General features: G+C 68.2%; 21 protein-coding genes and 1 tRNA gene. 16 read left to right on the top strand and 6 right to left on the bottom strand.

What is annotated here, in order from left to right; all coding sequences use genetic code 11:
• The first annotated feature begins 144 nt into the window (after positions 1 to 144).
• From hfq to FOB47_RS18920, 7 genes are all read left to right on the top strand, one after another.
• Positions 145 to 384: an RNA chaperone Hfq gene (gene hfq, locus FOB47_RS18950; protein WP_006577126.1), complete on the top strand. Its 240-nt coding sequence runs from the start codon at positions 145 to 147 to the stop codon at positions 382 to 384.
• 173 nt (positions 385 to 557) lie between these two features.
• The gene (hflX, locus tag FOB47_RS18945) at positions 558 to 1,946 is read left to right on the top strand and encodes a GTPase HflX (protein WP_244959335.1); all 1,389 of its coding nucleotides are present in this window, start codon (positions 558 to 560) and stop codon (positions 1,944 to 1,946) included.
• 102 nt (positions 1,947 to 2,048) lie between these two features.
• Positions 2,049 to 3,410, top strand: coding sequence for an FtsH protease activity modulator HflK (gene hflK, locus FOB47_RS18940; protein ID WP_006577128.1), 1,362 nt, complete (start codon positions 2,049 to 2,051; stop codon positions 3,408 to 3,410).
• A 13-nt stretch (positions 3,411 to 3,423) separates the two neighbouring features.
• Positions 3,424 to 4,314 carry a protease modulator HflC gene (gene hflC / locus FOB47_RS18935; protein WP_006577129.1) on the top strand — a complete coding sequence of 297 codons (891 nt, stop codon included), beginning with the start codon at positions 3,424 to 3,426 and terminating at the stop codon, positions 4,312 to 4,314.
• A 202-nt stretch (positions 4,315 to 4,516) separates the two neighbouring features.
• Positions 4,517 to 5,668, top strand: a complete 1,152-nt coding sequence (locus tag FOB47_RS18930) for an ATP phosphoribosyltransferase regulatory subunit (protein WP_053822056.1) — start codon at positions 4,517 to 4,519, stop codon at positions 5,666 to 5,668.
• A 107-nt stretch (positions 5,669 to 5,775) separates the two neighbouring features.
• Entirely contained in the window at positions 5,776 to 7,116 is a 1,341-nt protein-coding gene (locus tag FOB47_RS18925; protein WP_174781824.1) for an adenylosuccinate synthase, read from the top strand.
• Positions 7,117 to 7,235: 119 nt separating this feature from the next.
• Entirely contained in the window at positions 7,236 to 7,799 is a 564-nt protein-coding gene (locus tag FOB47_RS18920; protein WP_053822054.1) for a phosphoribosyltransferase, read from the top strand.
• Between the two features lie 97 nt (positions 7,800 to 7,896).
• Here FOB47_RS18920 and FOB47_RS18915 read toward each other — a convergent pair whose 3' ends face one another.
• The 3 genes from FOB47_RS18915 to FOB47_RS18905 all read right to left on the bottom strand — a co-directional run bounded on the left by FOB47_RS18915 (position 7,897) and on the right by FOB47_RS18905 (position 9,599).
• Positions 7,897 to 8,517, bottom strand: coding sequence for an NAD(P)-dependent oxidoreductase (locus tag FOB47_RS18915; protein WP_174781823.1), 621 nt, complete (start codon positions 8,515 to 8,517; stop codon positions 7,897 to 7,899).
• 89 nt (positions 8,518 to 8,606) lie between these two features.
• A complete protein-coding gene (locus tag FOB47_RS18910) occupies positions 8,607 to 9,041 on the bottom strand; it encodes an Rrf2 family transcriptional regulator (protein WP_174781822.1) in 435 nt (144 codons plus the stop codon).
• Positions 9,042 to 9,512: 471 nt separating this feature from the next.
• A tRNA-Leu gene (locus FOB47_RS18905) sits at positions 9,513 to 9,599 on the bottom strand.
• Between the two features lie 70 nt (positions 9,600 to 9,669).
• Here FOB47_RS18905 and rnr point away from each other — a divergent pair.
• From rnr to FOB47_RS18890, 3 genes are all read left to right on the top strand, one after another.
• Positions 9,670 to 12,306 carry a ribonuclease R gene (gene rnr, locus FOB47_RS18900; protein WP_174781821.1) on the top strand — a complete coding sequence of 879 codons (2,637 nt, stop codon included), beginning with the start codon at positions 9,670 to 9,672 and terminating at the stop codon, positions 12,304 to 12,306.
• Between the two features lie 234 nt (positions 12,307 to 12,540).
• Positions 12,541 to 13,287, top strand: a complete 747-nt coding sequence (gene rlmB, locus FOB47_RS18895; RefSeq protein ID WP_174781820.1) for a 23S rRNA (guanosine(2251)-2'-O)-methyltransferase RlmB — start codon at positions 12,541 to 12,543, stop codon at positions 13,285 to 13,287.
• A 54-nt stretch (positions 13,288 to 13,341) separates the two neighbouring features.
• Positions 13,342 to 14,085: an SIR2 family NAD-dependent protein deacylase gene (locus FOB47_RS18890; protein ID WP_053822049.1), complete on the top strand. Its 744-nt coding sequence runs from the start codon at positions 13,342 to 13,344 to the stop codon at positions 14,083 to 14,085.
• 28 nt (positions 14,086 to 14,113) lie between these two features.
• Here FOB47_RS18890 and tal read toward each other — a convergent pair whose 3' ends face one another.
• Positions 14,114 to 15,067, bottom strand: coding sequence for a transaldolase (gene tal / locus FOB47_RS18885; RefSeq protein WP_053823127.1), 954 nt, complete (start codon positions 15,065 to 15,067; stop codon positions 14,114 to 14,116).
• Between the two features lie 261 nt (positions 15,068 to 15,328).
• On the opposite strand from tal, the gene rpiA reads away from it, so the two are divergent.
• Positions 15,329 to 16,015 (top strand): ribose-5-phosphate isomerase RpiA, encoded by a 687-nt coding sequence (gene rpiA / locus FOB47_RS18880; protein ID WP_053822048.1) that lies wholly within the window; start codon positions 15,329 to 15,331, stop codon positions 16,013 to 16,015.
• A gap of 123 nt (positions 16,016 to 16,138) precedes the next feature.
• On the opposite strand, the gene FOB47_RS18875 is transcribed toward rpiA, so the two are convergent.
• Both FOB47_RS18875 and argA read right to left on the bottom strand, forming a co-directional pair.
• Positions 16,139 to 16,411 carry an oxidative damage protection protein gene (locus FOB47_RS18875; RefSeq protein WP_006577139.1) on the bottom strand — a complete coding sequence of 91 codons (273 nt, stop codon included), beginning with the start codon at positions 16,409 to 16,411 and terminating at the stop codon, positions 16,139 to 16,141.
• 115 nt (positions 16,412 to 16,526) lie between these two features.
• The gene (argA, locus tag FOB47_RS18870; RefSeq protein ID WP_170265957.1) at positions 16,527 to 17,876 is read right to left on the bottom strand and encodes an amino-acid N-acetyltransferase; all 1,350 of its coding nucleotides are present in this window, start codon (positions 17,874 to 17,876) and stop codon (positions 16,527 to 16,529) included.
• 167 nt (positions 17,877 to 18,043) lie between these two features.
• On the opposite strand from argA, the gene hrpA reads away from it, so the two are divergent.
• The 5 genes from hrpA to FOB47_RS18845 all read left to right on the top strand — a co-directional run bounded on the left by hrpA (position 18,044) and on the right by FOB47_RS18845 (position 26,328).
• The gene (gene hrpA / locus FOB47_RS18865; RefSeq protein ID WP_174781819.1) at positions 18,044 to 22,159 is read left to right on the top strand and encodes an ATP-dependent RNA helicase HrpA; all 4,116 of its coding nucleotides are present in this window, start codon (positions 18,044 to 18,046) and stop codon (positions 22,157 to 22,159) included.
• A 232-nt stretch (positions 22,160 to 22,391) separates the two neighbouring features.
• Positions 22,392 to 23,381 carry a YVTN family beta-propeller repeat protein gene (locus FOB47_RS18860; RefSeq protein ID WP_174781818.1) on the top strand — a complete coding sequence of 330 codons (990 nt, stop codon included), beginning with the start codon at positions 22,392 to 22,394 and terminating at the stop codon, positions 23,379 to 23,381.
• A 163-nt stretch (positions 23,382 to 23,544) separates the two neighbouring features.
• Positions 23,545 to 24,315 carry a polysaccharide deacetylase family protein gene (locus FOB47_RS18855; protein ID WP_174781817.1) on the top strand — a complete coding sequence of 257 codons (771 nt, stop codon included), beginning with the start codon at positions 23,545 to 23,547 and terminating at the stop codon, positions 24,313 to 24,315.
• Entirely contained in the window at positions 24,315 to 25,289 is a 975-nt protein-coding gene (locus FOB47_RS18850) for a sterol desaturase family protein (RefSeq protein ID WP_174781816.1), read from the top strand. Before FOB47_RS18855 ends, FOB47_RS18850 begins: the two co-directional genes overlap by 1 nt.
• Positions 25,290 to 25,455: 166 nt before the next feature.
• Positions 25,456 to 26,328, top strand: a complete 873-nt coding sequence (locus FOB47_RS18845; protein WP_151023348.1) for an EI24 domain-containing protein — start codon at positions 25,456 to 25,458, stop codon at positions 26,326 to 26,328.
• Positions 26,329 to 26,334 lie beyond the last annotated feature (6 nt).

Genomic DNA, 26,334 nt, shown 5'->3' with positions numbered 1-26,334 from the left:
TTCACACTAGCGGGAGCCCCCGCTGGTTGATGCCGGCCTGGTACCGTTTTGACTTTTTTTGACGCGATCTTGCGTCGTCCGACTTGAAACCGGGGATATCGATCCCCATCATTGATCACTAAATCTATAAATTTGGAGTGTGCCATGAGCAACAAAGGGCAATTGCTACAAGACCCGTTCCTGAACGCGCTGCGCAAGGAGCACGTGCCGGTTTCCATCTACCTCGTCAATGGCATCAAGCTGCAAGGTAATATCGAATCGTTCGACCAATACGTCGTCCTGCTGCGTAACACGGTGACGCAGATGGTCTACAAGCATGCGATTTCCACTGTCGTTCCCGCGCGCGCGGTCAATTTCCGCGTTGACGACTCCGCGGAAGGCTGATTCCGACGCCGCTCGCATTTCCCGCCGCGCGCACGCGCGGCAATCACGCTCCGACGCCGCGCCAGCGCCATCCGGTGCTGGCGCGGCATCGTTCTTTGTAGCGTCGCGTTTTGCGGAGCGCGCCTTCCTGTTTCTGATCCCCGTTTTTTCCCGCGCCGCTGTGCGCCCCGAGCTTGCAACCTAGAGCCACTTCCCCCTCCGAACCCACCCGCGCCATTCTCGTCGGCGTCGATTTCGGCAAGCACGATTTCGAAGAGAGCCTGAGCGAACTGGCGTTGCTGACGTCCACCGCCGGCTCCACGCCGGTGCATACCCTGACCGGCAAGCGTTCGCGTCCGGATCCGGCGCTGTTCATCGGCTCGGGCAAGGCCGAGGAGCTGAAGGAAGCGGCCGACGCGCTCGATGCCGACGTGGTGGTGTTCAACCACGCGCTGAGTCCCGCGCAGCAGCGCAATCTCGAACGCTTTCTGAACCGGCACGTGATCGACCGCACGGGCCTGATCCTCGATATCTTCGGCCAGCGCGCGCAAAGCCATGTCGGCAAGGTGCAGGTCGAACTGGCCCAGGTGCAATACCGCGCCTCGCGGCTGGTCCGCGCCTGGAGCCACCTGGAGCGGCAGAAGGGCGGTATCGGCATGCGCGGCGGCCCGGGCGAGCGCCAGCTCGAACTGGACCGCCGCATGCTGGACGACCGCGCCAAGCGGCTGAAGACGGATCTGTCGCGGCTGCAGCGCCAGCACAGCACGCAGCGCCGTGCCCGCGCGCGCAACGAGACGCTGAGCATTTCGCTGGTCGGCTATACCAATGCCGGCAAGTCGACGCTGTTCAACGCGCTGACCAAGGCGCGCGCCTATGCGGCCAACCAGTTGTTCGCGACGCTCGATACGACCTCGCGCCGGCTCTATCTGGATGGCCTGGGCAATGTGGTGCTGTCCGATACCGTCGGCTTCATCCGCGACCTGCCGACCCAGCTGGTGGCGGCGTTCCGCGCCACGCTGGAGGAGACCGTGCATGCCGATCTGCTGCTGCATGTGGTCGACGCCGCCAGTCCGGTGCGACACGAGCAGATCGAACAGGTCAATCGCGTGCTGGCGGAGATCGATGCGGCCGACATTCCGCAGATCGTCGTGATGAACAAGATCGACGCGGCCCCTGAACTGCTCGAACACGGTCCGCGCATCGAACGCAACGAGGACGGTGTGCCCGTGCGGGTCTTCATCAGCGCGCGCGACGGCATCGGGCTGGACGGCCTGCGCGATGCGATCGTCGATGTCGCCCGCTGGCTGGCCGAGCGGCCGGCCGCGCCGGACCCGGCCGACCCGCGGCTGCAGGATCTGCACGAGCGCCGCCAGCCGGAGGGCGACGGCGCGGATGGCGCTGCGTTTGCCGAGCTCGGCGCCGATGCGCAGTCCGACGCGGAAGATGCCGATCCGGATTCGGACTCCGCTTCGGACTCCGGTTCCGACGCGGATTTCGACGCGGATTTCGACCGCGGTTCGGACCCTGGTTCGGAGCCCCGAGCGCGGGCCGATCGCCGACTTCCCGATCGCGACGCCGACTGACGCGGGCGGCGCCATGCGCCGCCTTCGGCATCAAATGAGCAAAAGTGGCGTCGATGGCTGCTAGAATCCCCTCGTTACAACTTTCCCGGAACCGTGCCCTACATGCCCCAGTTCTCCCGGACCTCTGATACAAGCCTTGCCCGAGGCGCCCGTCGGCCGAGCAGCTGGCAGCGTCTGCGCGCGATCCTGTCGCTGAACGATCCTCGCTGGGGCCGTGGCGACAAGGACGACGAGGACAAGGATGGGCGCGACGGCGGACGCGACAACGGCCGCCAGAACCAGCGCCCGCAGGACGGTCCGCCGGACCTCGACGAGCTGTGGCGCGATTTCAACCGCCGCCTGAACAGCCTGCTGGGCCGCAAGGACAACGGCGGCGGCAACAACAACCAGAACTTCGGCGGCGGCACCCGCACGCCGGGCAAGGGCTCCGGCATCGGCGCCGGCGTGATCGCGGTCGCGGTGATCGCGATCTGGCTGGCCAGCGGCTTCTTCATGGTGCAGGAAGGTCAGACCGCGGTGGTGCTGCAGTTCGGCAAGTTCAAATACACCACCGGTCCGGGTATCAACTGGCGCATGCCGTGGCCGATCCAGTCGGCCGAGATCGTCAACCTGTCGGCCGTGCGCTCGGTCGAGGTCGGCCGTTCGACCTCGATCAAGGACAGCAATCTGAAAGACTCGTCGATGCTGACGCAGGACGAGAACATCATCGACGTCCGCTTCACGGTGCAGTACGACATCCAGGACGCAACCGAATTCCTGTTCTTCAACAAGACCGACCGCGGCGGCGACGAGGAACTGGTGACGCAGGCCGCCGAGACCTCGGTGCGCGAGATCGTCGGCCGCAACAAGATGGATTCGGTGCTGTACGAGAACCGCGAACAGATCGCCCAGGGCCTGGCCAAGTCGATCCAGGCGATCCTGTCGGCCTACAAGACCGGCATCCGCGTGATTTCGGTGAACGTGCAGAGCGTGCAGCCGCCGGAGCAGGTGCAGGCGGCGTTCGACGACGTCAACAAGGCCAGCCAGGACCGCGAGCGCGCGATCAGCGAAGGCCAGGCCTACGCCAACGACGTGATTCCGCGCGCCCAGGGTACCGCCGCGCGCCTGGCCGAGGAGGCGCAGGCTTACAAGGCCCGCGTGATCGCGCAGGCCGAGGGCGATGCCTCGCGCTTCCGCCAGGTGCAGAACGAGTACGCCAAGGCGCCGCAGGTCACGCGCGACCGCATCTATCTGGAAACGATGCAGCAGATCTACGCCAATACCAGCAAGGTGCTGGTCGATACGAAACAGGGCAACAATCTCCTCTACCTGCCGCTGGACAAGCTGATGGCGCAGTCGCAGGGCGATTCCCGCGGGATGGCCGGCGCGGTGCCGCCGCCGGCCACGCCGGCACCGGTGCCGGACGCCAGCGCCGACACGCGTTCGCGCGAAGCGCTGCGCAATCGCGATCGCGATTCCCGTTGAGGAGAGAACCGAGATGAACCGACTGATTTCCTATGCCATCGGCCTCTTCATCGTGCTGGCGATTGCCTCCTCGATGGTGTTCGTGGTCGACCAGCGGCAGTACGCCGTGGTGTTCGCCTTCGGCGAGATCAAGCAGGTGGTGCGCGACCCCGGCCTGCATTTCAAGCTGCCGCCGCCGCTGCAGAACGTGGTCTTCATGGACCGCCGCCTGCAGACCATCGACGTGGCCGCCGGCGAGCGTTTCCTGACCGCCGAGAAGAAGAGCATGATGGTGGACTGGTTCGTCAAATGGCGAATCACCGATCCGCGCAAGTTCTTCGTCGCCTTCGGCGGCAACCTGCGCGGCGCGCAGGACCGCATGACGCAGCGGATCGATGCCGCCGCGCGCGAGGAGTTCGGGCGCCGCACCGTTGCCGAGGTGGTCGCCGGCGAGCGCGACAAGGTCATGCAGAACATCCGCAACAGCATGACCGAGTACGGCCAGTCGGTCGGCGTCGAGATCCTCGACGTGCGCCTGAAGCGCGTCGACCTGCTGCCGGCGATCAGCGAATCGGTCTACCGCCGGATGGAAGCCGAGCGCAAGCGCGTCGCCAACGAGCTGCGCTCGACCGGCGCGGCCGAGGGCGAGAAGATCCGCGCCGACGCCGATCGTCAGCGCGAGGTGGTGCTGGCCGAGGCCTATCGCGAGGCGCAGAAGATCAAGGGCGAGGGCGATGCCCGCGCCTCGCAGATCTACGCCGATGCGTTCGGCCGCGATCCGCAGTTCGCGCAGTTCTGGCGCAGCATGGAAGCCTATCGCAACACCTTCCGCGACAAGCGCGACGTGCTGGTGCTGGAACCCGACTCCGAGTTCTTCCGCTACATGCGCTCGTCGGGCGGCGCGCAGACGGCGACCCGTCGCTAGCGAGCGTACCGGCCTCCGCAGTGCGATAGCGCGATAACGCGGTAGCGCGGCAGTGCGGTAGTCCGCTGTGCCCGAACCCCGGCTTGCCGGGGTTTTGTTCGCCCGCAGGGCGGTGCGCCATCGGCGCCGTCCGCTGACCGATGCCCCTTTTGTGCGAGCCGCCCGCGCCCGGCCCGCGACCCACATGAATCAGAGAAGCACCATGTCCAACCACTGGCTCCTGCCCGAGAACATCGCCGACGTGCTGCCGTCGGAGGCCCGCAAGATCGAGGAGCTGCGCCGCCGCATGCTCGATCTGTTCCGCACCTACGGCTACGAGCTGGTGATGCCGCCGCTGCTGGAATACATCGAGTCGCTGCTGACCGGCACCGGCCACGATCTGGACCTGCGTACCTTCAAGCTGGTCGACCAGCTGTCAGGCCGCACGATGGGCCTGCGCGCCGATATCACGCCGCAGGTTGCCCGCATCGACGCGCACCTGCTGAATCGTCCCGGCGTGACGCGGCTGTGCTACGCCGGCAACGTGCTGCACGCGCGCCCGGCCGGCTTTCATGCGACGCGCGAGCCGATCCAGGTCGGTGCCGAGATCTATGGCCATGCGGGCCTGGAGGCAGACGTCGAGATCCAGAATCTGATGCTGGCCGCGCTGCAGTCGGCCGGGCTCGGCGAGGTGCGGCTGGACCTGTGCCATGCCGGCATCGTCGCGGCGCTGCTCGACGGCCTGCCGCCGGCGCGCAGCAACGAGCAGGCCCTGTTCGATGCGCTCGAGAACAAGGATGTGCCGGGCCTGCGCGAGCTGACCGCCGGTTTCCCGCAGGTCGAGCGCGACGCGCTGCTGGCGTTGCCGACGCTGTATGGCGGCCCCGAGGTGATCGAACGGGCCCGCGCGGTGCTGCCGAGCAGTCCGGCCATCGGCCGCGCGCTGGACGAGCTGGCGTTCCTGGCCGGCGAGGTGCGCGGCGCCACGGTCAATATCGACCTTGCCGATCTGCGCGGTTACCACTATCACAGTGGAGTCATGTTCGCGGCCTACGTGGCGGGCCTGCCCAACCACGTCGCCCGCGGCGGCCGCTACGACAAGGTAGGCGAGGCCTTCGGCCGCGCGCGCCCGGCCACCGGCTTTTCGCTGGACCTGCGCGAGGTGGCGGCGCTGTCGCCGGTCGAGGTGCGCGCGCTGGCGATCTTCGCGCCGTGGGACGCCGATCCCGCGCTGCGCACCGCGATCGCGGCGCTGCGCGAGGGCGGCGAGATCGTGATTCAGTCGCTGCCGGGCCACACGCACGAGCTCGACGAGTTCAATTGCGACCGCCAGCTGGTGCGCGACGGCGGCCGCTGGGTGGTGGTGCCGCGCTGAGCGGCCGGTCTTGCCGCGGGCGCCGGTCTGAGCGGTTCTCCCGCCAAAATCGGGGATCGGCCCGCAACAAGAGTAGAATACGTTTTTAACCTTCTGACCAGTTCAACATGTCCGCTTCAGCAGTAAGCCAGGGACGCAACGTCGTCGTGATCGGCACCCAGTGGGGTGACGAAGGCAAAGGGAAAATCGTCGATTGGCTTACCGATCATGCAAAGGGCGTGGTGCGGTTCCAGGGTGGCCACAATGCCGGCCACACGCTGATCATCGGCGGCAAGAAAACGATTCTGCGGCTGATCCCGTCCGGGATCATGCGCGAAGGCACCGTCTGCTATATCGGCAACGGCGTGGTGCTGTCGCCCGAGGCGCTGTTCCGCGAGATCGAGGAACTGGAAGGGGCCGGCCTGCAGGTGCAGAACCGCCTGCGCATTTCCGAGGCGGCCACGCTGATCCTGCCGTACCACGTGGCCATCGACAAGGCGCGCGAGCTGCGCCGTGGCGCCGGCAAGATCGGCACCACCGGCCGCGGCATCGGCCCGGCTTACGAAGACAAGGTGGCCCGCCGCGCGCTGCGCGTGCAGGACCTGTTCGATCCGCAGCAATTCGCCGAACGCCTGCGCGAGAACCTGGACTTCCACAACTTCATGCTGACTCAGTACCTGGGCGCCGAGGCGGTGGACTTCCAGCAGACGCTGGACGAGGCGCTGGCCTATGCGCCGCGCCTGGCGCCGATGGTGGCGGACGTGTCGGCCGAGCTGTACGCGGTCAATGCCGCCGGTCAGAACCTGATGTTCGAAGGCGCGCAAGGCACGCTGCTCGACGTCGATCACGGCACCTATCCGTTCGTGACCTCGAGCAACTGCGTGGCGGGCGCCGCCACCGCCGGCGCCGGCGTCGGCCCGGGCCGTCTGCACTACATCCTGGGCATCACCAAGGCCTATTGCACGCGCGTCGGATCGGGCCCGTTCCCCAGCGAGCTGTACGACAACGACAATCCGCGCCGCCAGGATCCGATCGGCGTGCGTCTGGCCAATGTCGGCAAGGAATTCGGCTCGGTCACCGGCCGGCCGCGCCGCACCGGCTGGCTCGATGCCGCGGCGCTGAAGCGCTCGGTGCAGATCAACGGCGTGTCGGGCCTGTGCATGACCAAGCTGGACGTGCTCGACGGCCTCGACACGATCCGCCTGTGCGTCGGCTATACGCTGGACGGCAAGCAGATCGACATGCTGCCGCGCGGCTCGGACGCCGTGGCACGCTGCGAACCGATCTACGAAGACTTCGCCGGCTGGAACGAATCGACCTTCGGCATCAAGAGCTGGGACGCGCTGCCCGAGGCCGCGCGCCAGTACCTGAAGCGCATCGAGGAAGTGGTCGGCATTCCGATCGACATGATCTCGACCGGTCCGGACCGCGACGAAACCATTCTGCTGCGTCATCCGTATCTGATCTGATTCGACGCCAGCCGCGGGCAAGCCGCGGCCTTCGATGGAAATCCGGCCCGCGCAAGCGGGCCTTACTGTATCCCGCGCACGGGAAACCCCTATTACAAAGCAGCGACGAAGAGCAAGCGATGACCCTGCCCCAGAACGATGACGAGAACCTGTGGATCTCGTGGGACGAATACCACCGGCTGATTGCCCGCCTGGCACTGAACGTGCACGAGTCGGGCTGGCGTTTCGACAAGATCCTGTGCCTGGCGCGCGGCGGCCTGCGCGTCGGCGACCAGATGTCGCGAATCTTCGACGTGCCGCTGGCGATCCTGGCCACCAGCAGCTACCGGGAGGCGGCCGGCACGGTGCAGGGCGATCTCGATATCGCGCAGTACATCACGATGACGCGCGGCGAGCTCAGCGGCCGCATCCTGCTGGTCGACGATCTGGTCGACTCGGGCGTGACGCTGGAGCGCGTCGGCCGCCATCTGCAGGAACGCTATCCGGCGGTGACCGAGGTCCGTTCGGCGGTGCTGTGGTACAAGGCCTGTTCGAAGGTCAAGCCCGACTATCACGTCAGCTTCCTGCCGACCAATCCCTGGATTCATCAGCCGTTCGAGGAATACGACACGCTGCGTCCGCATAACCTGGCCGCCTGGCTCAAGCGCGGCAAGCGGGCGGAGGGCGAGGGCGGCCAGGGCTGATTGGCCCGCGGATTTTTCCGTCACCCCGGCCTTCTCCGCTTGCGGGAGAGGGCCGGGGGAGAGGGCGGCGCACCCGCCGCTCCCTTCAATACCCTCTTCAATATCCCACCGTAAACCGCTCGCGCGAATGCGCGTGCCGCTCCAGTTCGTCGACCAGCGCGACGGCGAAGTCCTCCATCGAGATCCAGCTCTTGCCGTTGGCGTCGGCCAGCAGCTCGTCCTTGCCGACGCGATAGCTGCCGGTGCGCTGGCCCGGCTCCAGCAGCGCGGACGGCGACAGGAAGACCCAGTCCAGCTCCTTCTCCGCCCGCAGTGCATTCAGGAAGTCGCGGCCGGCCAGCGCCTCGTCCTTGTAGGCCGCCGAAAATTCGGGCGTGTCGACCAGCTGCACCCCGGGTGCGACATACAGACTGCCGGCACCGCCGACCACCGCCACGCGCTTGACGCCGGCCTGGCGGGCCAGTTGCAGCAGCGGCTCCGGTCCCGCTTGCGCGAAGCGCACCGCGCTGACCAGGGCGTCGTGACCGGCCAGGGCCGGCGCCAGCTTTGCGGTATTGGCCAGATCGGTGATATCCGCGTCCAGCCGTTTCAGGCCCGGACGATCCGTCAGCGTGCCGGCGTGGCGAGCGATCGCGGTCACGGTATGGCCGCGCTGCAGCGCCTCGTCGGCGATGCGGCTGCCGACACGTCCGGTAGCACCCAGGATGGCGATTTGCATGATGGAACTCCTTCACAGGTTGGCTTCGCGAGGAAGCAAAGAGAGCTTCGCATATGAAACTACTTTGGTTACATATGCGGACAAAAAAATCAGCGCCGCCGCGCGCGCGCCAATCGCTGGACGTCGGCCAGCATGCCGGCGATTGTCGTCTGCGCCAGGTTTTCCTCCATCGCGGCCTGCGCCCGGTCGGTGATGCGGATCAGCGCGCCGGTGATCTCGCGCCCGACCATGCAGGCCGGATTCGGTGCGCCGGCATGCAGCCCGATCACGCTGTCCGACTCCACCGCGCGGAACACATCGCGCAGCGTGATGGTGTTCGCGGCCCGTGCCAGCGAGGCGCCGCCCGCGGCGCCCATCGCGGTGCAGACCAGTCCCGCCTGCGCCAGCACGCCGATCAGCCGGCGGATCAGCGCGGGATTGGTGCCGACGCTGCCGGCGATCAGCGAGGAAGGCAGCGGCTCGTCGGCGCTGGCGAGCAGCGTCAGGATATGAACGGCAACGGCGAATCGGCTGCTGGTGGACATGGCGGAAAACGAATAAGTGAAACCATCGTAGTTACATATGGCCGAACTGTCAACCGCGGCGGAAAACGATGGAGGGAAGGGTGCCGGGCAAGCGGCCGGCAAGCGATGCAGACACGAACTCGACAGAATGCCGGAAGCGCCACTGAAGCTGATACACTGCGCGTTGATGCCGAGGCGCGGCGATGACGGTCGTGCCTGGCGCAAGGGGCGGCGTAGCCGCGCATCGGTGATACCGATTGCAGGCGTGCCGCAAGCAGTGAAAGATGGTCGTCGGCCGCGCAAGGTCGGCACATGGTCGGAATTCGTCGGGACGCGATCCCGGGGATCCGGGGCAACCGGCGCTCGCGGCGCCGAACTGGAGCGCCAATGGCCCGATCAAAGCAGAACGCGCAAGCGATCCGGATGGAAACGCAGATGCACGCGGGAAAGAAAAAACCCGCAGCGCCGGAAAGCGATGCGGGTTTTTTGATCTGGTGCCCAGGAGAGGACTCGAACCTCCACAGTGTTGCCACCGCTAGGACCTGAACCTAGTGCGTCTACCAATTCCGCCACCTGGGCAGGTGTCGAAACAACCGAAGCGCTCATTATAGCGACGACAATCGATTTGTCAAATCCTCTTTAGAAGAAATTGAATCAGAACAACTATCCGATCCCGAGTCGGGAAGAAATCCTCGGCGTCCTGCGTACCTCCGGTTCGCCACTGTCGGCCGGCGACATCGCCAAGGCCCTCGCCGTCACGCGCAAGGAGCATGACGGCTTCCAGAAACGGCTGGCCGCGATGGAACGCGACGGCCAGATCGAACTGAACCGCAAGGGCCGCTACGAGCTCGCCCACCAGCCCAATTTCGTGGTCGGCCGCGTGCAGGGCCACCGTGACGGCTTCGGCTTCCTGATCCGCGACGACGGCGAGGACGATATCTTCCTGCCCGAGCGCGAGCTGCAGAAGGCGATGCACAACGACCGCGCGCAGGTGCGCGTGATCGGCTACGACCGCCGCGGCCGCCCGGAAGGGCAGATCGTCGAGATCGTCGAGCGGGCCAACCGTTTCGTGATCGGCCGCCTGCTCAGCGAGGGCGGCGTGCTGGTCGTGGCGCCCGAGGACAAGCGCATCAGCCAGGACATCCTGATCCCGCCGCGGGCGCAGGGCAAGGCCAAGGTCGGCCAGGTCGTCAGCGTCGAGATCGTCGAATATCCGGACCGCTATGTGCAGCCGGTCGGCCGCGTGGTCGAGGTGCTGGGCGAGATCGACGACCCCGGCATGGAAATCGAGATCGCGGTGCGCAAGTACGGCGTGCCGCATACGTTCTCGCCGGGCGCGCAGAGCGAGGCCGCCGCACTGCCCGACGAGGTGCGCGAGGCCGACCTGGACCACCGCATCGACCTGCGCGACGTGCCGCTGGTGACGATCGACGGCGAGGACGCGCGCGACTTCGACGACGCGGTCTATTGCGAACCGGTCAAGATCGGCCGCGCCAAGGGCTGGCGCCTGATCGTCGCGATCGCCGACGTCTCGCACTACGTGCGTCCCGGCACGCCGCTGGACGCCGACGCGCTCGACCGCGCGACCTCGGTCTACTTCCCGCGCCGCGTGATTCCGATGCTGCCGGAGAAGCTGTCGAACGGCCTGTGCTCGCTGAACCCGCTGGTCGACCGGCTGTGCATGGTCTGCGATGCGGTGATCACCGCCAAGGGCGAACTGAAGGCCTACCAGTTCTATCCCGCCGTGATGCATTCGGCCGCGCGCCTGACCTACAACGAGGTCTGGGCGGTGCTGTCCAACACCAAGGGTCCGGAGGCCCACAAGCGTGCCGAGCTGGTGCCGCATCTGCAGAACCTGTACGAGCTGTACCAGGTCCTGCTGAAGGCGCGCCGCGAGCGCGGCGCGATCGACTTCGACACCACCGAGACCTATATCGTCTGCAATGCGCAGGGCAAGATCGAACAGATCCTGCCGCGCACGCGCAACGACGCGCACCGGCTGATCGAGGAATGCATGCTGACCGCCAACGTCTGCGCGGCCGACTTCCTCGAGCGCTTCAAGCATCCCGCGCTGTACCGGATCCATGCCGGCCCCAGCGAGGAAAAGCTCAAGGCGCTGCGCGAGTTCCTGAAGACCTCGGGCCTGTCGCTGGGCGGCGGCGACAAGCCGCAGGCGTCCGACTACGCCGAAGTCATGAATAAGATCAAGGCGCGTCCCGATGCGCCGATGCTGCAGACCATGCTGCTGCGCTCGATGCAGCAGGCGGTCTACAGCCCGGACAACATCGGCCACTTCGGGCTGGCCTACGAGGCCTACGCCCACTTCACCAGCCCGATCCGGCGCTATCCGGACCTGCTGGTGCACCGGGCGATCAAGGCGGTGCTGGCGCATACCAAGTACCAGCCGGCCTTTGCCCCGGGCACCGCGCTCAATACCGCGATCTCGCCGAAGGCCCGCCGCATGCAGGCCAAGGACGAGGCCGCGCGGGCCGAGAAGATGGCCGGCCGCGCCCGCCGCAACGAAGCGGTGTGGGACGAGCTCGGGCTGCACTGCTCGGCCAACGAGCGGCGCGCCGACGAGGCCTCGCGCGATGTCGAGGCCTGGCTCAAGTGCTACTTCATGCGCGACAAGCTGGGCAACGAGTTCGCCGGCACGGTCAGCGCGGTGACCTCGTTCGGCATCTTCGTGCAGCTCGACGAGCTGTATGTCGAAGGGCTGGTCCATGTGACCGAACTGGGCAGCGACTACTTCGAGTACGACGAGGCGCGCAACGAGCTGCGCGGCCAGCGCACCGGCATCCGCTACCGGCTGACCGACCGCGTGCGCGTACAGGTCTCGCGCGTCGACCTCGACGCCCGCAAGATCGACTTCAGGCTGGTGCAGGAGCCGTCGGCCAAGAGCCTGCGCGCGCGCCCGACCACCGAGCCGGCGCCGCATGTGCCCGCGGCGCATGCACTGCCGGCGCGCAAGAAGGGCCGCCAGCTGGCTGCGCTGCTGGGCGGCACCTCCAAGCCCGAGGAGTCGTTCGACGAAACGCTGGATCGCGTGTTCGAGGAGCAGCCCGTGTTCGAGGCGGTGATCACGCCGGTCAAGATCCGGCCAGAGAGCGGTGTGGCCGGCGCCACCGGCAAGCCGTCCAAGCGGGCCGCCAAGCCCAAGCCGGCCGGCGCGGTAGCCAGGACGGGCGGCAGGGCGGGCGGCAAGGCCGCGGCGAAGTCGACCGCCAAGCGGGCCGGCAAGACGGCCCGCAAGACCGCGTCGAAGAAGGCCACGCGGACGCGGTAAGCCAGGGCGGGCAGCGGCAGACCGAGCGCTGCTGCCCTCTCCTCGGTCCCGCTCCCGCGAGCGGGAGCGCGAAGCAAAGGGGGCGCGCCGTCCGCGACGGAGCCTGATGCGAATGCCGCGGCTTTCATCGGGTGCAACCTCGCATGGCGCCGCCGCATGCAGCCCTGCCTCCCGCTGTTGCAAGCCCTGAGACGGCGGGGGAGAGGGCGAGCCCGGGCGGGTACAATCCCGCCCATGGCCAAACAAAAACTTCTGATCGGCTTTCACGCCGTCACCGCGCGCCTGCGCCAGGACGCGGCCGGCGTCTCCGACGTCTATATCGAGTCCGCCCGGCGCGATCGCCGCATGCAGGACTTCATCCGCCTCGCCGAGGGACTCGGCGTGCGTCTCCATCCGGTCGATGCCGAGCGCCTGCGCGGCATGGCGGGCACCGACCGCCACCAGGGCGTGGTTGCCCGCGCCGAGGACGTGTCGCTGGCGCTCAATCTCGACGAACTGCTCGATGGCATCGAGGGCACGCCGCTGCTGCTGGTGCTCGATGGCGTCACCGATCCGCACAATCTCGGCGCCTGCCTGCGCGTGGCCGACGGCGCCGGCGCGCATGCGGTGATCGCGCCCAAGGACCGCAGCGTCGGCCTGAACGCGACCGTCGCCAAGGTGGCCAGCGGCGCGGCCGAGACCGTGCCCTATATCACCGTGACCAATCTGGCCCGCACGCTGCGCGAACTGCAGGAGCGCGGCATCTGGGTCGTCGGTACCGCCGATGGCGCCGAGCGCACCGTCTATGACATCGACCTGACGGGCCCGACCGCGCTGGTGATGGGCGCCGAAGGCGAGGGCATGCGCCGGCTGACGCGCGAGACCTGCGACGAGCTGGTGTCGATCCCGATGGCCGGCGGCGTCGAAAGCCTGAACGTGTCGGTCGCCAGCGGCGTCTGCCTCTATGAAGCGGTGAGGCAGCGCCGCGCGGTGGCGCGTTGAGCCGACGGGCCGATCAAGTGGGCGCAATGAAGTTGGCGCAATGAAGGAGGCGCGATGCTGATCGATGCCGCCGACCTGGCCGACGCACGGCGGCGCATCGCCGCCGCCAGCGACATCCTGGTGCTGACCGGCGCCGGCATCTCGGCCGAGTCCGGCGTGCCGACCTTCCGCGATGCGCTGACGGGCCTGTGGGCCCGTTTCGATCCCGAGGAACTGGCCACCGAGGACGCCTACCGCCGCCAGCCCGGCCTGGTCTGGGACTGGTATCAGCATCGCCGCGCACTGGTTGCGGCGGCGCAGCCCAATCCCGCCCATCGTGCGATCGTCGCGCTGGCCGCGCAGAAGAACGTGACGCTGGTCACGCAGAACGTCGACGGGCTGCACCAGCGCGCGGGCAGCCCCGACGTGATCGAGCTGCACGGCAATCTGTTCGCCAACAAATGGCTGGACGGCTGCGGCCGCTGCGAGGCCGCGCCGGACGACGGCCGCAGCCCGCCGCGCTGCGTCCATTGCGGCGCGCCGATGCGGCCCGGCGTGGTGTGGTTCGGCGAGGACCTGCCGCGCGTGGCGCGCTACCGCGCCGAGCATGCGGCGCAGACCTGCGATCTGTGCCTGGTGGTCGGTACCTCGGGCATGGTCTATCCGGCGGCGGGGTTGCCGGGCCTGGCCAAGGACCATGGGGCCGGCGTGATCGTCGTCAATCCGCAGCCGTCGGCGCTGGACGCGACCGCCGACCTGGTGCTGTCCGCGCCGGCCGGGCAATGCCTGCCGATGCTGTGGGACGCGGCCGGCGACTGACGCAGGCCCGCGCCGCGTCCACCGCTCTTCAGGAGAACGTCTCGGCGATCAGCCGTTCCAGCTTGACCGCATCGGCAGCGAAGGCGCGGATGCCCTCGGCCAGCTTCTCGGTGGCCATCGCGTCCTCGTTCAGCTGCCAGCGGAAGGCCGGCTCGTCGCAATGCACGCGGGCGATATGGCCGGCCTGGGCATCGTCGACCGACAGCTTGCGCTCGACCGGCGCGGTGCTGGCCGCCAGCTGTTCCAGCAGCTCGGGGCTGATCGTCAGCAGATCGCAGCCGGCCAGCGACAGGATCTGGTCGGTATTGCGAAAGCTCGCGCCCATCACCTCGGTCTTGTAGCCGAAGCGCTTGTAGTAATCGTAGATCTGCCGCACCGAATGCACGCCCGGATCGGCATCGCCGCTGTTCGCATCGGGATTCCACTTGTCGCCGGCCTGCTTGCGGTACCAGTCGAGGATGCGGCCGACGAACGGCGAGATCAGCTGCGCGCCGGCCTCGGCGCAGGCCACCGCCTGCACCAGCGAGAACAGCAGCGTCATGTTGCAGCGGATGCCTTCGCGCTGCAGCACCTCGGCCGCGCGGATGCCTTCCCAGGTCGACGCGATCTTGATCAGCACGCGCTCGCGCGGCACGCCGGCGCGCTCGTACAGCGCGATCAGGTGGCGCGCCTTGTCGACGGTCGCCGCGGTATCGAAGGACAGCCGCGCGTCGACCTCGGTCGACACCCGGCCCGGCACGATCTGCAGGATCTCGCCGCCGAAGGCGATCAGCAGCGCGTCCATCACGGCATCGACGCCGGCGTCGTGATGATCGCGCACGGCCTTCTCGAGCAGCGGCCGGTATTCGGGCTTCTGCACGGCCTTCAGGATCAGCGACGGATTGGTGGTGGCGTCCTGCGGCGTGTACTGCTTCATCGCCTGGAAGTCGCCGGTATCGGCCACCACGGTGGTGAACTGCTTCAGTTGCGCTAGCTGGTTCATGATGATTGCGTCGGACGGGAAGGGAATCGGAACGGGGTCGCCGCGGCGGGGCTGCATCAGTGCAGTGCCATATCGGTATGCCGCATCGGTATGCCGCATCGGTATGCCGCCTTGGGGCCACGTCGGGTCATTGTACCGGCCCATTGTGGGACCCCTGGCGGCCAGGGCGCAATCCGTTACACTACGCGGTTTCCGCAACCGACTTTTGCGGCTCGCAACGTACCGCACCGCGGTCCACGGGGCAGCCGAAGGCAGCAGGCAATGACCCAGGATGAACTGAAGGCGCAGGTGGCGCAGGCCGCCGCGGACTATGTCGAGAAGGAAGTCCCCGAAGGGGCAGTGCTCGGTGTCGGCACCGGGTCGACCGCCAACCTGTTCATCGATGCGGTGGCGCGCTTCAAGGACCGCTTCGCCGGCGCGGTGTCGAGCTCCGAGGCCTCGACCCGCCGCCTGCAGCAGCACGGCTTCAAGGTGCTGGACCTGAACGAGGTCGACGAGATCCCCGTCTATGTCGACGGCGCCGACGAGATCGACGCCAGCGGCGCGATGATCAAGGGCGGCGGCGGCGCGCTGACGCGCGAGAAGATCGTCGCCTCGGTGGCGCGCACCTTCGTCTGCATCGCCGACGCCAGCAAGCTGGTCGGCGTGATGGGCCAGTTCCCGTTGCCGGTCGAGGTGATTCCGATGGCCCGCGCCGCGGTGGCGCGCCAGCTGGCGGCGCTGGGCGGCCAGCCGCGCCTGCGCATGACCAGGGAAGGCGGCATCTACAAGACCGACAACGGCAATGTGATCCTGGACGTCGGCGGCCTGGCCATCGGCGACCCGAAGGGCATGGAGCAGGCGATCAACCAGCTGCCCGGCGTGGTGACGGTGGGGCTGTTCGCGCTGCGCGGCGCCGACGTGCTGCTGCTGGGCACGGCCGATGGCGTGCGGCGCACGGACTTCTGAGCCGATTCGCCAGCCCCGCAGAAACGACAAAGGCGCCAGCAAACCTGGCGCCTTTTGTTTTCCCCTGTCCCGCTTGCGGGACAGGGGAACACCATCAGCCGAGAAAATCCTGCCGCGTGCCGCTCAGGCCTGCGGCGGCACATACCCCGCCGCCTGGTCCGCACCCTCGCCGAAGAAGTACTTCTCGGTCTGCTTCAGCAGATACTGCCGCGCACGGGCGTCGGCCATGTTCAACCGGTTTTCGTTGATCAGCATGGTCTGGTGCTTGAGCCAGCCGGCCCAGGCCTCCTTCGACACGTTCTGCCAGATCTTCTTGCCCAGTTCGCCGGGCAGCGGCGGGAAATCGAGGCCCTCGGCCTCCTTGTTCAGCTTGACGCAATGGACCATGCGGGCCATGGGGAACTCCTTCTATCCTTCTGTTCGTGTGATCGCGGCGCGATGTCGTGGGGCGTTCGTACGGCGGCTATTGTAGCGAAGCGGACCTCCGGGCCGGGCGCCGCCCCTACCGTCCTTACAGTTTCTTCATCAGCACCATCGACTTGCGCTGCCAGTTGTACAGCTTGCGCTTGTCCTCGGGCAGGTCGTCGACGCTGGCGCGCACGAAGCCGCGCTTCAGGAACCAGTGCTCGGTGCGGGTCGTCAGCACGAACAGCCGCTCCAGGCCGAGCGCGCGGGCCCGCCGCTCGATGCGCTTGAGCAGCCGTTCGCCGTCGCCGGTGCCCTGGGCCTCGGGCGAGACCGTCAGGCAGGCCATCTCGGCCATGCCTTCGCGCGGGTAGGGGTAGAGCGCGGCGCAGCCGAACAGCACGCCGTCGTGCTCGATCACCGAGAAGTTGGCGATGTCGCGCTCGATCAGATGGCGCCCGCGCGGCACCAGCGTGCCGTCCTGCTCGAGCGGCGCGATCAGCTGCACGATCGCGCCGACGTCGTCGAGCGTGGCCTCGCGCAGGCTCTCCAGATCGGTGTCCGACACCATCGTGCCGACGCCGTCGTGCAGGAACAGTTCCAGCAGCACCGAGCCGTCCATGTCGAACGGGATCAGATGCGCGCGCGGCACGCCGCCCTTGAGCGCCTTGACCAGATGCTGCAGGTAGTAGGCGACGTCGGGCGGCAGGTGGTTGTTCTGCAGGCGCTCGACCGCGGTGCGCAGCGACATCTCGGGCATCAGCTTGCCGACCGGGTCCAGCACGCCCGGCACCTCGGTGATGAAGATCAGCTTGTCGGCCTTCAGCGCGGTGGCGGTCGCGCTGGCGACATCCTCCATCGACAGGTTGAAGGCCTGACCCGTGGGCGAGAAGCCCAGCGGCGACAGCAGCACGATCTTGCCGTGCTGCAGCGACATGCGCACCGAATCGCCGTCGATCTTGCGAACCAGACCGGTGTGCTGGTAGTCGGTGCCCTCGACGATGCCGACCGGGCGCGCGGTGACGAAGTTGCCGGATACCACCGACAGCTGCGCCCCGGCCATCGGCGTATTGGGCAGGCCCTGGCTGAACGCGGCCTCGATATCGAGGCGCAGTTCGCCCGACGCTTCCTTCGCGCATTCGAGCGCCGCGTTGTCGGTGATGCGCAGCCCGTCGACGAAGCGCGACTCGACCTGGCGCAGCGCCAGCTGTTCCTCGACCTGCGGACGCGAGCCATGCACCAGCACGATCTGCATGCCCATCGCGTGCAGCAGCGCGACGTCGTTGACCAGCGCGTTCAGCATGCCGGCCTTGACCAGCTCGCCGCCGAAGGCGATCACGAAGGTCTTGCCGCGGAAGGCATGGATATACGGCGCGACCGCGCGCAGCCAGTCGACGAACTGCTGGCGGTCCGGTCCGGGCGCGGCGCGCTCCGGCGTGGCGGGCGCCTTCGGCAGGCTGGGCACATCCGGCGTGGTGGAAGGAACGGCCACGGTCGCGGCCGGCGCATCGATGGCGTCGGCGGCAGGGTCGGGCAGGGGATCGCCGGCTGCGTCGTTGTGCGCGCCGGCTGTCGGGGTCGTGGCGGTTCTGGCGTTCATGGCGCGGATTATAATCCCCGCCAATGTCCGAACAACGCCCCGTCCCACCCGCAGCCCTGCGCCGCAGGCCGCCCCGACCGCAGTCCGCACGCCAGTCCCAGGGTCCATCGAAGAGCCAGTCCGAAGGTTCGCCCCAGGGCCCGACCGAAGACCAGTCCGAACGCAAGCCCGAACGCCGCCCCGAAGGCCAGCCCGAAGGCCGGCCCGGGCGCCGCGCGGTGTTCGCCAATCCGCTGCCGCCGATTACATTCCCCGAAGCGCTGCCCGTCTCGGCACGGCGCGACGAGATCGCGCGCGCGATCGCGCAGCACCAGGTGGTCATCGTCTCGGGCGAGACCGGCTCGGGCAAGACCACGCAGCTGCCCAAGATATGCCTGTCGATCGGCCGCGGCCCGGCGCGTGCCGATGCCGCCGGCGCCGAAGGGAACGGCGAAGGGAACGGCGAAGGGAAGGGCGAAGACCAGGGCAAGGGCAAGGACGGCCAGCCCCGGCGCCGCGGCGGCCTGATCGGCCATACCCAGCCGCGCCGCATCGCCGCGACCTCGACCGCCAAGCGCATCGCGCAGGAGCTCGGCTCGCCGGTGGGCGAGCACGTCGGCTACCAGGTGCGCTTCAACGACACGATGTCGCCCGGCGCGTCGATCAAGCTGATGACCGACGGCATCCTGCTGGCCGAGACGCAGACCGATCCGCTGCTGCGCGCCTACGACACGATCATCATCGACGAGGCCCACGAGCGCAGCCTGAACATCGATTTCCTGCTGGGCTATCTGAAGGAGATCCTGCCGCGCCGCCCGGACCTGAAGGTGATCATCACGTCGGCGACGATCGACGCGCAGCGCTTCGCCGAACATTTCGGCAGCGGCGGCAAGCCGGCGCCGGTGATCGAGGTCAGCGGGCGGCTGTATCCGGTCGAGATCCGCTATCGCCCGATCGCCGACGAAGGCAGCGCGAACCAGCGGGGCGACAAGGCCGACAAGAGCGACAAGGGCGCCAGGGCCGGCGATAGCCCGGCGAAGTCGGCGCAGGCGCGCGAGCGCGACCTGTACGACGGCATCGTCGACGCGGTCGACGAGCTGAGCCGGCTCGGCCCCGGCGACGTGCTGGTGTTCCTGCCCGGCGAGCGCGAGATTCGCGAGGCCGCCGAGGCGCTGCGCAAGCACCATCCGCCGCACACCGAGATCCTGCCGCTGTTCGCGCGGCTGTCGGTGCAGGAGCAGGAGCGCGTGTTCAAGCCGTCGAACGCGCGCCGCATCGTGCTGGCCACCAACGTCGCCGAGACCTCGCTGACGGTGCCCGGCATCCGCTATGTGGTCGACACGGGCCTGGCGCGCGTCAAGCGCTATTCGTATCGCAACAAGGTCGAGCAGCTGCAGATCGAGCCGATCTCGCAGGCGGCTGCCAACCAGCGCGCCGGCCGCTGCGGCCGCGTCGCCGACGGCGTCTGCATCCGCCTCTACGACGAGGCCGATTTCGCCGCGCGCCCGCGCTTTACCGATCCCGAGATCCTGCGCTCGTCGCTGGCCGCGGTGATCCTGCGGATGAAGGCGCTGCGCCTCGGTGCAATCGAGTCGTTTCCCTTCATCGAGCCGCCGCTCGGGCGCGCGATCGCCGATGGCTACCAGCTGCTGCAAGAGCTCGGCGCCGTCGACGAGGCCAATGCGCTGACGCCGCTGGGCAAGCAGCTGGCGCGTCTGCCGCTGGACCCGCGTGTGGCCCGGATGATCCTGGCCGCGCGCGACCAGCATTGCCTGCGCGAGGTGCTGATCATCGCCAGCGCGCTGTCGGTGCAGGATCCGCGCGACCGTCCGCAGGAGGCGCAGGAGGCCGCCGACCAGGCGCACCGCAAGTTCATGGACGAACGCTCGGAATTCCTCGGCTGGGTCAAGCTGTGGAAGTGGTTCGAGGACGCGGTCGCGCACAAGAAGAGCAATCGCCAGTTGCAGGACCAGTGCCGCGCAAACTTCCTGTCGCATCTGCGGCTGCGCGAATGGCGCGACGTCCATTCGCAGCTGCTGACCACGGTCGCCGAGCAGGGCTGGAAGCTCAACGACAGCGAGCCGACCTACGAGCAGGTCCACAAGGCGCTGCTGACCGGTCTGCTCGGCAATATCGGCCAGAAGCTGGACGAGGCCGACGGCCGCGGCCGCGAGTACCTGGGCGCGCGCGGCATCAAGTTCCATCTGTGGCCCGGCTCGCTGGTGGCGCGCAAGATGGGCCGCTGGCTGATGGCCGCCGAGCTGGTCGAGACCAGCCGGCTGTTTGCCCGCACGCTGGCGCGCATCGAGCCTGACTGGCTCGAGCAGGTCGGCCGCCATCTGCTGAAGGTCAGCTGGAGCGATCCGCACTGGGAGAAGAAGGCCGGCCAGGTGCTGGCGATGGAGCGCGCCACGCTGTATGGCCTGACGGTCTACCAGCACCGGCGCGTGCACTACGGCCCGATGAACCCCCGGGAAGCGCGCGAGCTGTTCATCCGCCGCGCGCTGGTCGAAGGCGAATTCGATACGCGGCTGCCGTTCTACGCGCACAACCAGCGGCTGGTGCGCGAGATCGAGAACCTCGAGCACAAGGCGCGCCGGCAGGACGTGCTGGTCGACGACGAGCTGATCTACGCGTTCTACGACCGCCATATCCCGGCCGACATCCATCAGCAGACCCAGTTCGAGCAGTGGTACCAGAAGGAGAGCGCGCGCGACCGCAAGCTGCTGTACCTGAACCGCGAAGAGCTGATGCGGCACGAGGCGGCCGGCATCACCACCGACCTGTTCCCGAAGACGCTGAACGTCGCCGGCGTCGACATGGGTTTGAGCTACCACTTCGAGCCCGGCAGCCATCGCGACGGCGTCACGCTGACGGTGCCGCTGTACGCGCTGAACCAGGTCAGGCCCGAGCGCGCCGACTGGCTGGTGCCCGGCATGATCAAGGAGAAGGTGCACCTGCTGCTCAAGTCGCTGCCGCAGAAGCTGCGCCGACATTGCGTGCCGCTGCCCGACTATGCGGCGGGCTTCGTCGAGCGCCGGCCGTTCGGCGAGGGCGAGCTGATCGACGTGCTGATCGCCGATATCCGCGAGCAGACCGGCACGATGATCCGGCGCGCGGACTTCAAGCTCGAGACGCTGCCGGCCCACCACTTCATGAACTTCAAGGTGGTCGACGAGCACGGCCGCCAGCTCGACATGGGCCGCAACCTGGCGCAGCTGCGCGCGGAACTGGGCGGACAGGCGCAGCAGTCGTTCCAGAGCCTGGTCGCGCGCGAGGCGCCGGTGGCCGAGGCGGCGCAATACGAGGGGCTGACCGGCTGGACCTTCGGCGAGCTGCCCGAGCTGCTGGAGATCCGCAAGGGGAACCGCACGCTGTTCGGCTATCCGGCGCTGGTCGACCGCGACACCCACTGCGACGTCGAGGTGTTCGACGACCCGCAGGAGGCCGAGCGCCTGCACCACGCCGGGCTGCGGCGGCTGTTCGCGCTGCAGCTGCGCGAGCAGGTCAAGTTCGTGCAGAAGAACATCCCCGGGCTGTCGCAGATGGCGATGCAGTACATGACGCTGGGCACGCAGGACATGCTGCGCGACCAGATCGTGACGCTGGCGCTGGAGCGTGCCTGCATGCAGGCGCCGCTGCCGCGCAACGAGGCCGAGTTCGCCGCGCGCAAGGAGGAGGGCCGCGGGCGGCTCGGCCTGCTGGCGCAGGAGATCGCCCGGCTGGCCGGCACCATCCTGGCCGAGTACGCGGCGCTGCCGCGCAAGCTGCTGCAGGCCAAGCCCTTCGCCGCCGCCCATGCCGACATGCAGGCGCAGCTGTCGCAGTTGATGGGCAAGCATTTCCTGGCCGAGACCCCGTACGACTGGCTGGTGCATTTCCCGCGCTATCTGAAAGGCATCGCGATGCGGATCGACAAGCTCAAGGGCGATCCGGCCCGGGATGCGCAGCGGCAGCAGGAAATGGCGCCGCTGCTGCAGCAGTGGCAGCGCGCCGACAAGCAGCGGCGGCAGGCCAGGGGCGGCGAGGACGCGCGGATGGAGGAATTCCGCTGGATGCTGGAGGAGCTGCGCATCGCGCTGTTCGCGCAGGAATTGCGAACCCCGGTGCCGATGTCTGTCAAGCGCCTGCAGAAGGTGTGGGAGTCGATGCAACGGTAGGGCGGCCGGCGCACGATTTTGGCGCATCCGGTCATCGAAACGAGGGGGCTCGACGTTAGAATGCGTGGGCCTTGGCGGTCGCATGTTTGCGGCCGTCTGGACCGCCTGGACGGACGGTCCGGCGCTTGCGTGTTCCGCCGCCGGTTCCACGTTCCGTCCGTTCCGTTTCCTTGTTCGATCCCTGCCGCCGACCGTCCCGAACGGTCCGCCAACCGTTCCGTTCGCCGTGTCTATGCCCGCCTTTCGCCGTGTCGTTGCTGCCTGTTTATCCTGGGCCTGTCTTGGCGCGGCGGCCCTGCCAGCCCGGTCGGCCCATGCCGAAGTGGTCGTGGTGCTCAATGCGGGTGACGCAAGCGTTACTCTGATCGACCGCGACAGCCACAAGGTGCTGGAGACCTTCCCGGTCGGCAAGGAGCCCCACCACCTGATCGCGACGCCCGACGACCGCTCGCTGATCGTCGCCAACGCGGTCGGCAACGACCTGGTCTTTCTAGACCCGGTCAGCGGGCGGGTCCAGCAGCGCGTGCCGGACATCGACGACCCGTATCACATCGGCTTTTCGCCGGACCAGAAATGGTTTGTCGTGACCGGCAACCGGCTCGACCGCGTCGACCTGTACCGCTGGGACGGCCGCGCGCTGAAGGCGGCCAGGCAGTTGCCGCTGGGCCGCACCCCCAGCCATATCGCCTTCACCGCCGACAGCCGCATCGCCTTCGTGACGCTGCAGGACTCGAACGAGGTGGCCGCGATCGATTTGCCGACGCAGACGCTGCTGTGGCGCATGGAGGCCGGCTCGGCGCCGGCCGGCATCTGGGTGACGCCGGACCAGCGCTACCTGCTGGTCGGCATGACCGGCGCCGATTATGTCGCCGTGATCGACTGGCGCACGCGTGCGGTGGTCAAGCAGATCCAGACCGGCAAGGGCGCGCACAACTTCCGCGCGCTCGGCGACAAGCGGCATCTGCTGCTGACCAACCGCGTTTCCGGCACCATCAGCATCCTGGACCAGCAGACGCTGACCAAGGTCGGCGACATCACCGGCCTGCCGCCGGGCCCGGACGACATGGAACTGGCCGCCGACGGCAAGACGCTGTGGGTGACCTTCCGCTGGGCCCGCTCGGTGGGCGTGATCGACGTGCCGAGCCGCAAGCTGATCAAGACGATCCGCGTCGGACGCTCGCCGCACGGCATCTATTTCCGCACGCGGGCGCCGCTGTATTGACGGGGGTGGTATGAGCCTTGGCAACCTGCTGCCGGCATCGATGCTCGCGTTTCTCTCCCCGCTCCGGCCCGGCGGGAGCGGGGTGGGAGCGGGGAAGCGGTCGCGCGGGCGTGGGCGGCTGGCGCGGGCCTGGGCGGCCGCGCTGTTCGGTCTGGCGCCCGTCATGTCGCCCGCCGCCGATGCCGCCCCCGACGACTGCCGCGCCGGCACGCTGTACCTGACCTTCGATACCGGCAGCATGAGCCAGGCGCAGCTGATCGCCGACGTGCTGCGCCGCCAGCGCGTGCGCGCGACCTTCTTCCTGGCCAACGAGCCGACCGTGCGCGGCGACCACTCGCTCGATCCCGGCTGGGCGCCGTACTGGAAGTCGCTGGCGGCCGACGGCCACGTATTCGGCTCGCATACCTTCGACCACGTGTACCTGCGCAGCACGCGCGGCGGCAAGGTCGTGATGCGGCCGCAGTTCGGCCCGAAGGCCGGCCAGGACATCGCGATGGACCAGGCTGCCTTCTGCGCCGAACTGGATCGCAGCGCCGCGGCGCTGCAGCGGCTCGCCGGGGTCGGCATGGAGCCGCTGTGGCGCGCGCCGGGCGGCCGCACCGCGCCGCAGACGCTGGCCTGGGCGCGCCAATGCGGCTATCGCCATGTCGGCTGGGCGCAGGCGGGCTTCCTTGGCGACGAACTCGATTCGGACCGCTATCCGAACACCGCGCTGCTGACGCGAGCGCTGCGCGACCTGCGCGACGGCGACATCGCGATGGCGCATCTGGGCATCTGGTCGCGGCGCGATCCGTGGGCGCCGGCCGTGCTCGAGCCGCTGATCGAGGGCCTGCGCCGCAAGGGCTTCTGCTTCGCCACGCTGCGCGAGCATCCGGACTACCGCCAGGCCAAACCGGCCGGCGCCGCGGCACGCCATACGGGAGGGGCCAACTGATGCTGCAGACCTTGGACGCCTGGCTCGGCGATCTCGAAGGCGCGCTGTTCCAGCACGTGGTGCTGCCCGTGGTCTATGCGCTGGGCCTGGGCGGCTATGCCGAGGACGCCTTCGCCGGCACCGAATGGCTGGTGGTCGGGCTGCTGCAGCTGACCGTGATGGCCGCGCTGCTGTGGCCGCTGGAGCGGCTGCGTCCGGTCGAGCCGGTCACCGATCGCGCCGCGATCCGCACCGACATGATCTACACGATGATCCACCGGCTCGGCCTGTTCCGGCTGGTGCTGTTCTTCACGCTCGATCCGGCGGTCGACGCGATCGAAGGGCGGCTGCACCTGGCCGGCTGGCAGCGCATCAATGTCGAGGACTGGTGGCCCGGCGTCACCAGCGAGCCGCTGGTCAGCTTCCTCGTCTACCTGCTGCTGTTCGACCTGCTCGGCTACTGGTATCACCGGCTGTCCCACACGGTGCGCTGGTGGTGGTGCCTGCATGCGGTCCATCACAGCCAGCGGCAGATGACGCTGTGGAGCGACAACCGCAACCATCTGCTCGACGATCTGCTGCGCAGCCTGGTGTTCGCACTGACCGCGCTGGTTATCGGCGTCGAACCGTCGCAGTTCCTGCTGCTGGTCGCGCTGTCGCAGCTGATGCAGAGCCTGCAGCACGCCAACGTGCGGCTGCATTTCGGCCGCGTCGGCGAACGCCTGCTGGTATCGCCGCGCTTTCACCGCACCCATCATGCGATCGGCATCGGGCACGAGGCGCACGGGCAGCCGGCGCGGCTCGGCGGCTGCAACTACGGCGTGCTGTTCCCCTGGTGGGACATGCTGTTCGGCACCGCCCGCTTCGCCGACGACTACCCCGCCACCGGCATCCGCGACCAGCTGCCGCCGCCGGCGGGGCGCGGCCGCGACTACGGTGCCGGCCTGCTGCAGCAGCAGTGGTACGGCATCAAGCGCTGGTTCCGGCGCGCCTGAGGCCGTCGCGCACGGCGATCCTGCCGTGCCGACACGATGCGTTGCCGGCACGTGTGCTAGTCTGTCCCACCTGAATCGGCCCCGATGGCCGGCCCCGCGCCGCCGCGCTGCCCACGCCGTCCGCGCCGTCCGCGCCCGCGCCGATCCGTTTCGACCTTCGCATTGCATGAACGACCTCGTCCGCTCCTTCGTCCGCGCGCTGATCAGCCAGCTGCATCCGCGCATGCTGGCGCTGACCGTGATTCCCTTCGTGCTGGCCACCGTGTTCTGGGGCGGCCTGCTGTATTTCACCTGGGATCCGGTGATGACCGCCGCGCGCGGCTTCCTCGAAAGCTCGATCTTCACCAGCTGGATCTACGGCGCGCTCGACTGGTTCGGCCTGTCGTCGCTGCGCGCGGTGGTGGCGCCGCTGTTCGTGGTCGCGCTGACGATTCCGCTGGCGGTCGCCTCGCTGCTGCTGTTCATCGGCCTGTGGTCGGTGCCGGCGGCGGTGCGCTTTCTCGAGCGCAGCTATCCGGAGCTGGCCAAGAGCAAGGGCGGCAGCGTGCTGGGCAGCGTCTGGCATTCGCTGTCGAGCACCGGCGTGTTCCTGCTGCTGGTGCTGATCTCGCTGCCGCTGTGGCTGGTGCCGCCGTTCTTCGCGCTGGTGCCGCCGCTGCTGTGGGGCTGGCTGACCTATCGCGTGATGACCTACGACGCGCTGGCCGACCATGCCAGCGCCGATGAGCGCAAGGCCATCATGCGGCGCCACCGGATGCCGCTGCTGATCATCGGCGTGGTGGTCGGCCTGCTGGGCTCGGCGCCGACGCTGCTGTGGGTCTCCTCGGCGGCGATCATCTTCCTGTTTCCGTTCGTGCTGGCCGGCGCGCTGTGGCTCTACGCGCTGATCTTCATCTTCTCGGCACTGTGGTTCGGCCACTACTGCCTGCATGCGCTCGGCCAGCTGCGCGCCGAGCGGCAATCGGTGGCGCCGCCTCCGGCCGGGCCGGATGTCATTGAACTGGCGCCGTCGGACGTGCGCCGCATCGAATCATCGTAAAAAGAG

It is taken from the genome of Cupriavidus gilardii (genome assembly GCF_013347325.1).
GTDB lineage: Bacteria > Pseudomonadota > Gammaproteobacteria > Burkholderiales > Burkholderiaceae > Cupriavidus > Cupriavidus gilardii.
Note: the sequence above shows the minus strand (reverse complement) of the source record. Positions and strands in the feature narration are given on the sequence as shown.

Excerpts from the sequence above, each read along its gene's own strand:
- hfq (WP_006577126.1), top strand. The coding sequence starts at position 145 with ATGAGCAACAAAGGGCAATTGCTACAAGACCCGTTCCTGAACGCGCTG.
- hflK (WP_006577128.1), top strand. The coding sequence starts at position 2,049 with ATGCCCCAGTTCTCCCGGACCTCTGATACAAGCCTTGCCCGAGGCGCC.
- hflC (WP_006577129.1), top strand. The coding sequence starts at position 3,424 with ATGAACCGACTGATTTCCTATGCCATCGGCCTCTTCATCGTGCTGGCG.
- FOB47_RS18930 (WP_053822056.1), top strand. The coding sequence starts at position 4,517 with ATGTCCAACCACTGGCTCCTGCCCGAGAACATCGCCGACGTGCTGCCG.
- FOB47_RS18925 (WP_174781824.1), top strand. The coding sequence starts at position 5,776 with ATGTCCGCTTCAGCAGTAAGCCAGGGACGCAACGTCGTCGTGATCGGC.
- FOB47_RS18920 (WP_053822054.1), top strand. The coding sequence starts at position 7,236 with ATGACCCTGCCCCAGAACGATGACGAGAACCTGTGGATCTCGTGGGAC.
- FOB47_RS18915 (WP_174781823.1), bottom strand. The coding sequence starts at position 8,517 with ATGCAAATCGCCATCCTGGGTGCTACCGGACGTGTCGGCAGCCGCATC.
- FOB47_RS18910 (WP_174781822.1), bottom strand. The coding sequence starts at position 9,041 with ATGTCCACCAGCAGCCGATTCGCCGTTGCCGTTCATATCCTGACGCTG.
- rlmB (WP_174781820.1), top strand. The coding sequence starts at position 12,541 with ATGGCCAAACAAAAACTTCTGATCGGCTTTCACGCCGTCACCGCGCGC.
- FOB47_RS18890 (WP_053822049.1), top strand. The coding sequence starts at position 13,342 with ATGCTGATCGATGCCGCCGACCTGGCCGACGCACGGCGGCGCATCGCC.
- tal (WP_053823127.1), bottom strand. The coding sequence starts at position 15,067 with ATGAACCAGCTAGCGCAACTGAAGCAGTTCACCACCGTGGTGGCCGAT.
- rpiA (WP_053822048.1), top strand. The coding sequence starts at position 15,329 with ATGACCCAGGATGAACTGAAGGCGCAGGTGGCGCAGGCCGCCGCGGAC.
- FOB47_RS18875 (WP_006577139.1), bottom strand. The coding sequence starts at position 16,411 with ATGGCCCGCATGGTCCATTGCGTCAAGCTGAACAAGGAGGCCGAGGGC.
- hrpA (WP_174781819.1), top strand. The coding sequence starts at position 18,044 with ATGTCCGAACAACGCCCCGTCCCACCCGCAGCCCTGCGCCGCAGGCCG.
- FOB47_RS18860 (WP_174781818.1), top strand. The coding sequence starts at position 22,392 with ATGCCCGCCTTTCGCCGTGTCGTTGCTGCCTGTTTATCCTGGGCCTGT.
- FOB47_RS18855 (WP_174781817.1), top strand. The coding sequence starts at position 23,545 with ATGTCGCCCGCCGCCGATGCCGCCCCCGACGACTGCCGCGCCGGCACG.
- FOB47_RS18850 (WP_174781816.1), top strand. The coding sequence starts at position 24,315 with ATGCTGCAGACCTTGGACGCCTGGCTCGGCGATCTCGAAGGCGCGCTG.
- FOB47_RS18845 (WP_151023348.1), top strand. The coding sequence starts at position 25,456 with ATGAACGACCTCGTCCGCTCCTTCGTCCGCGCGCTGATCAGCCAGCTG.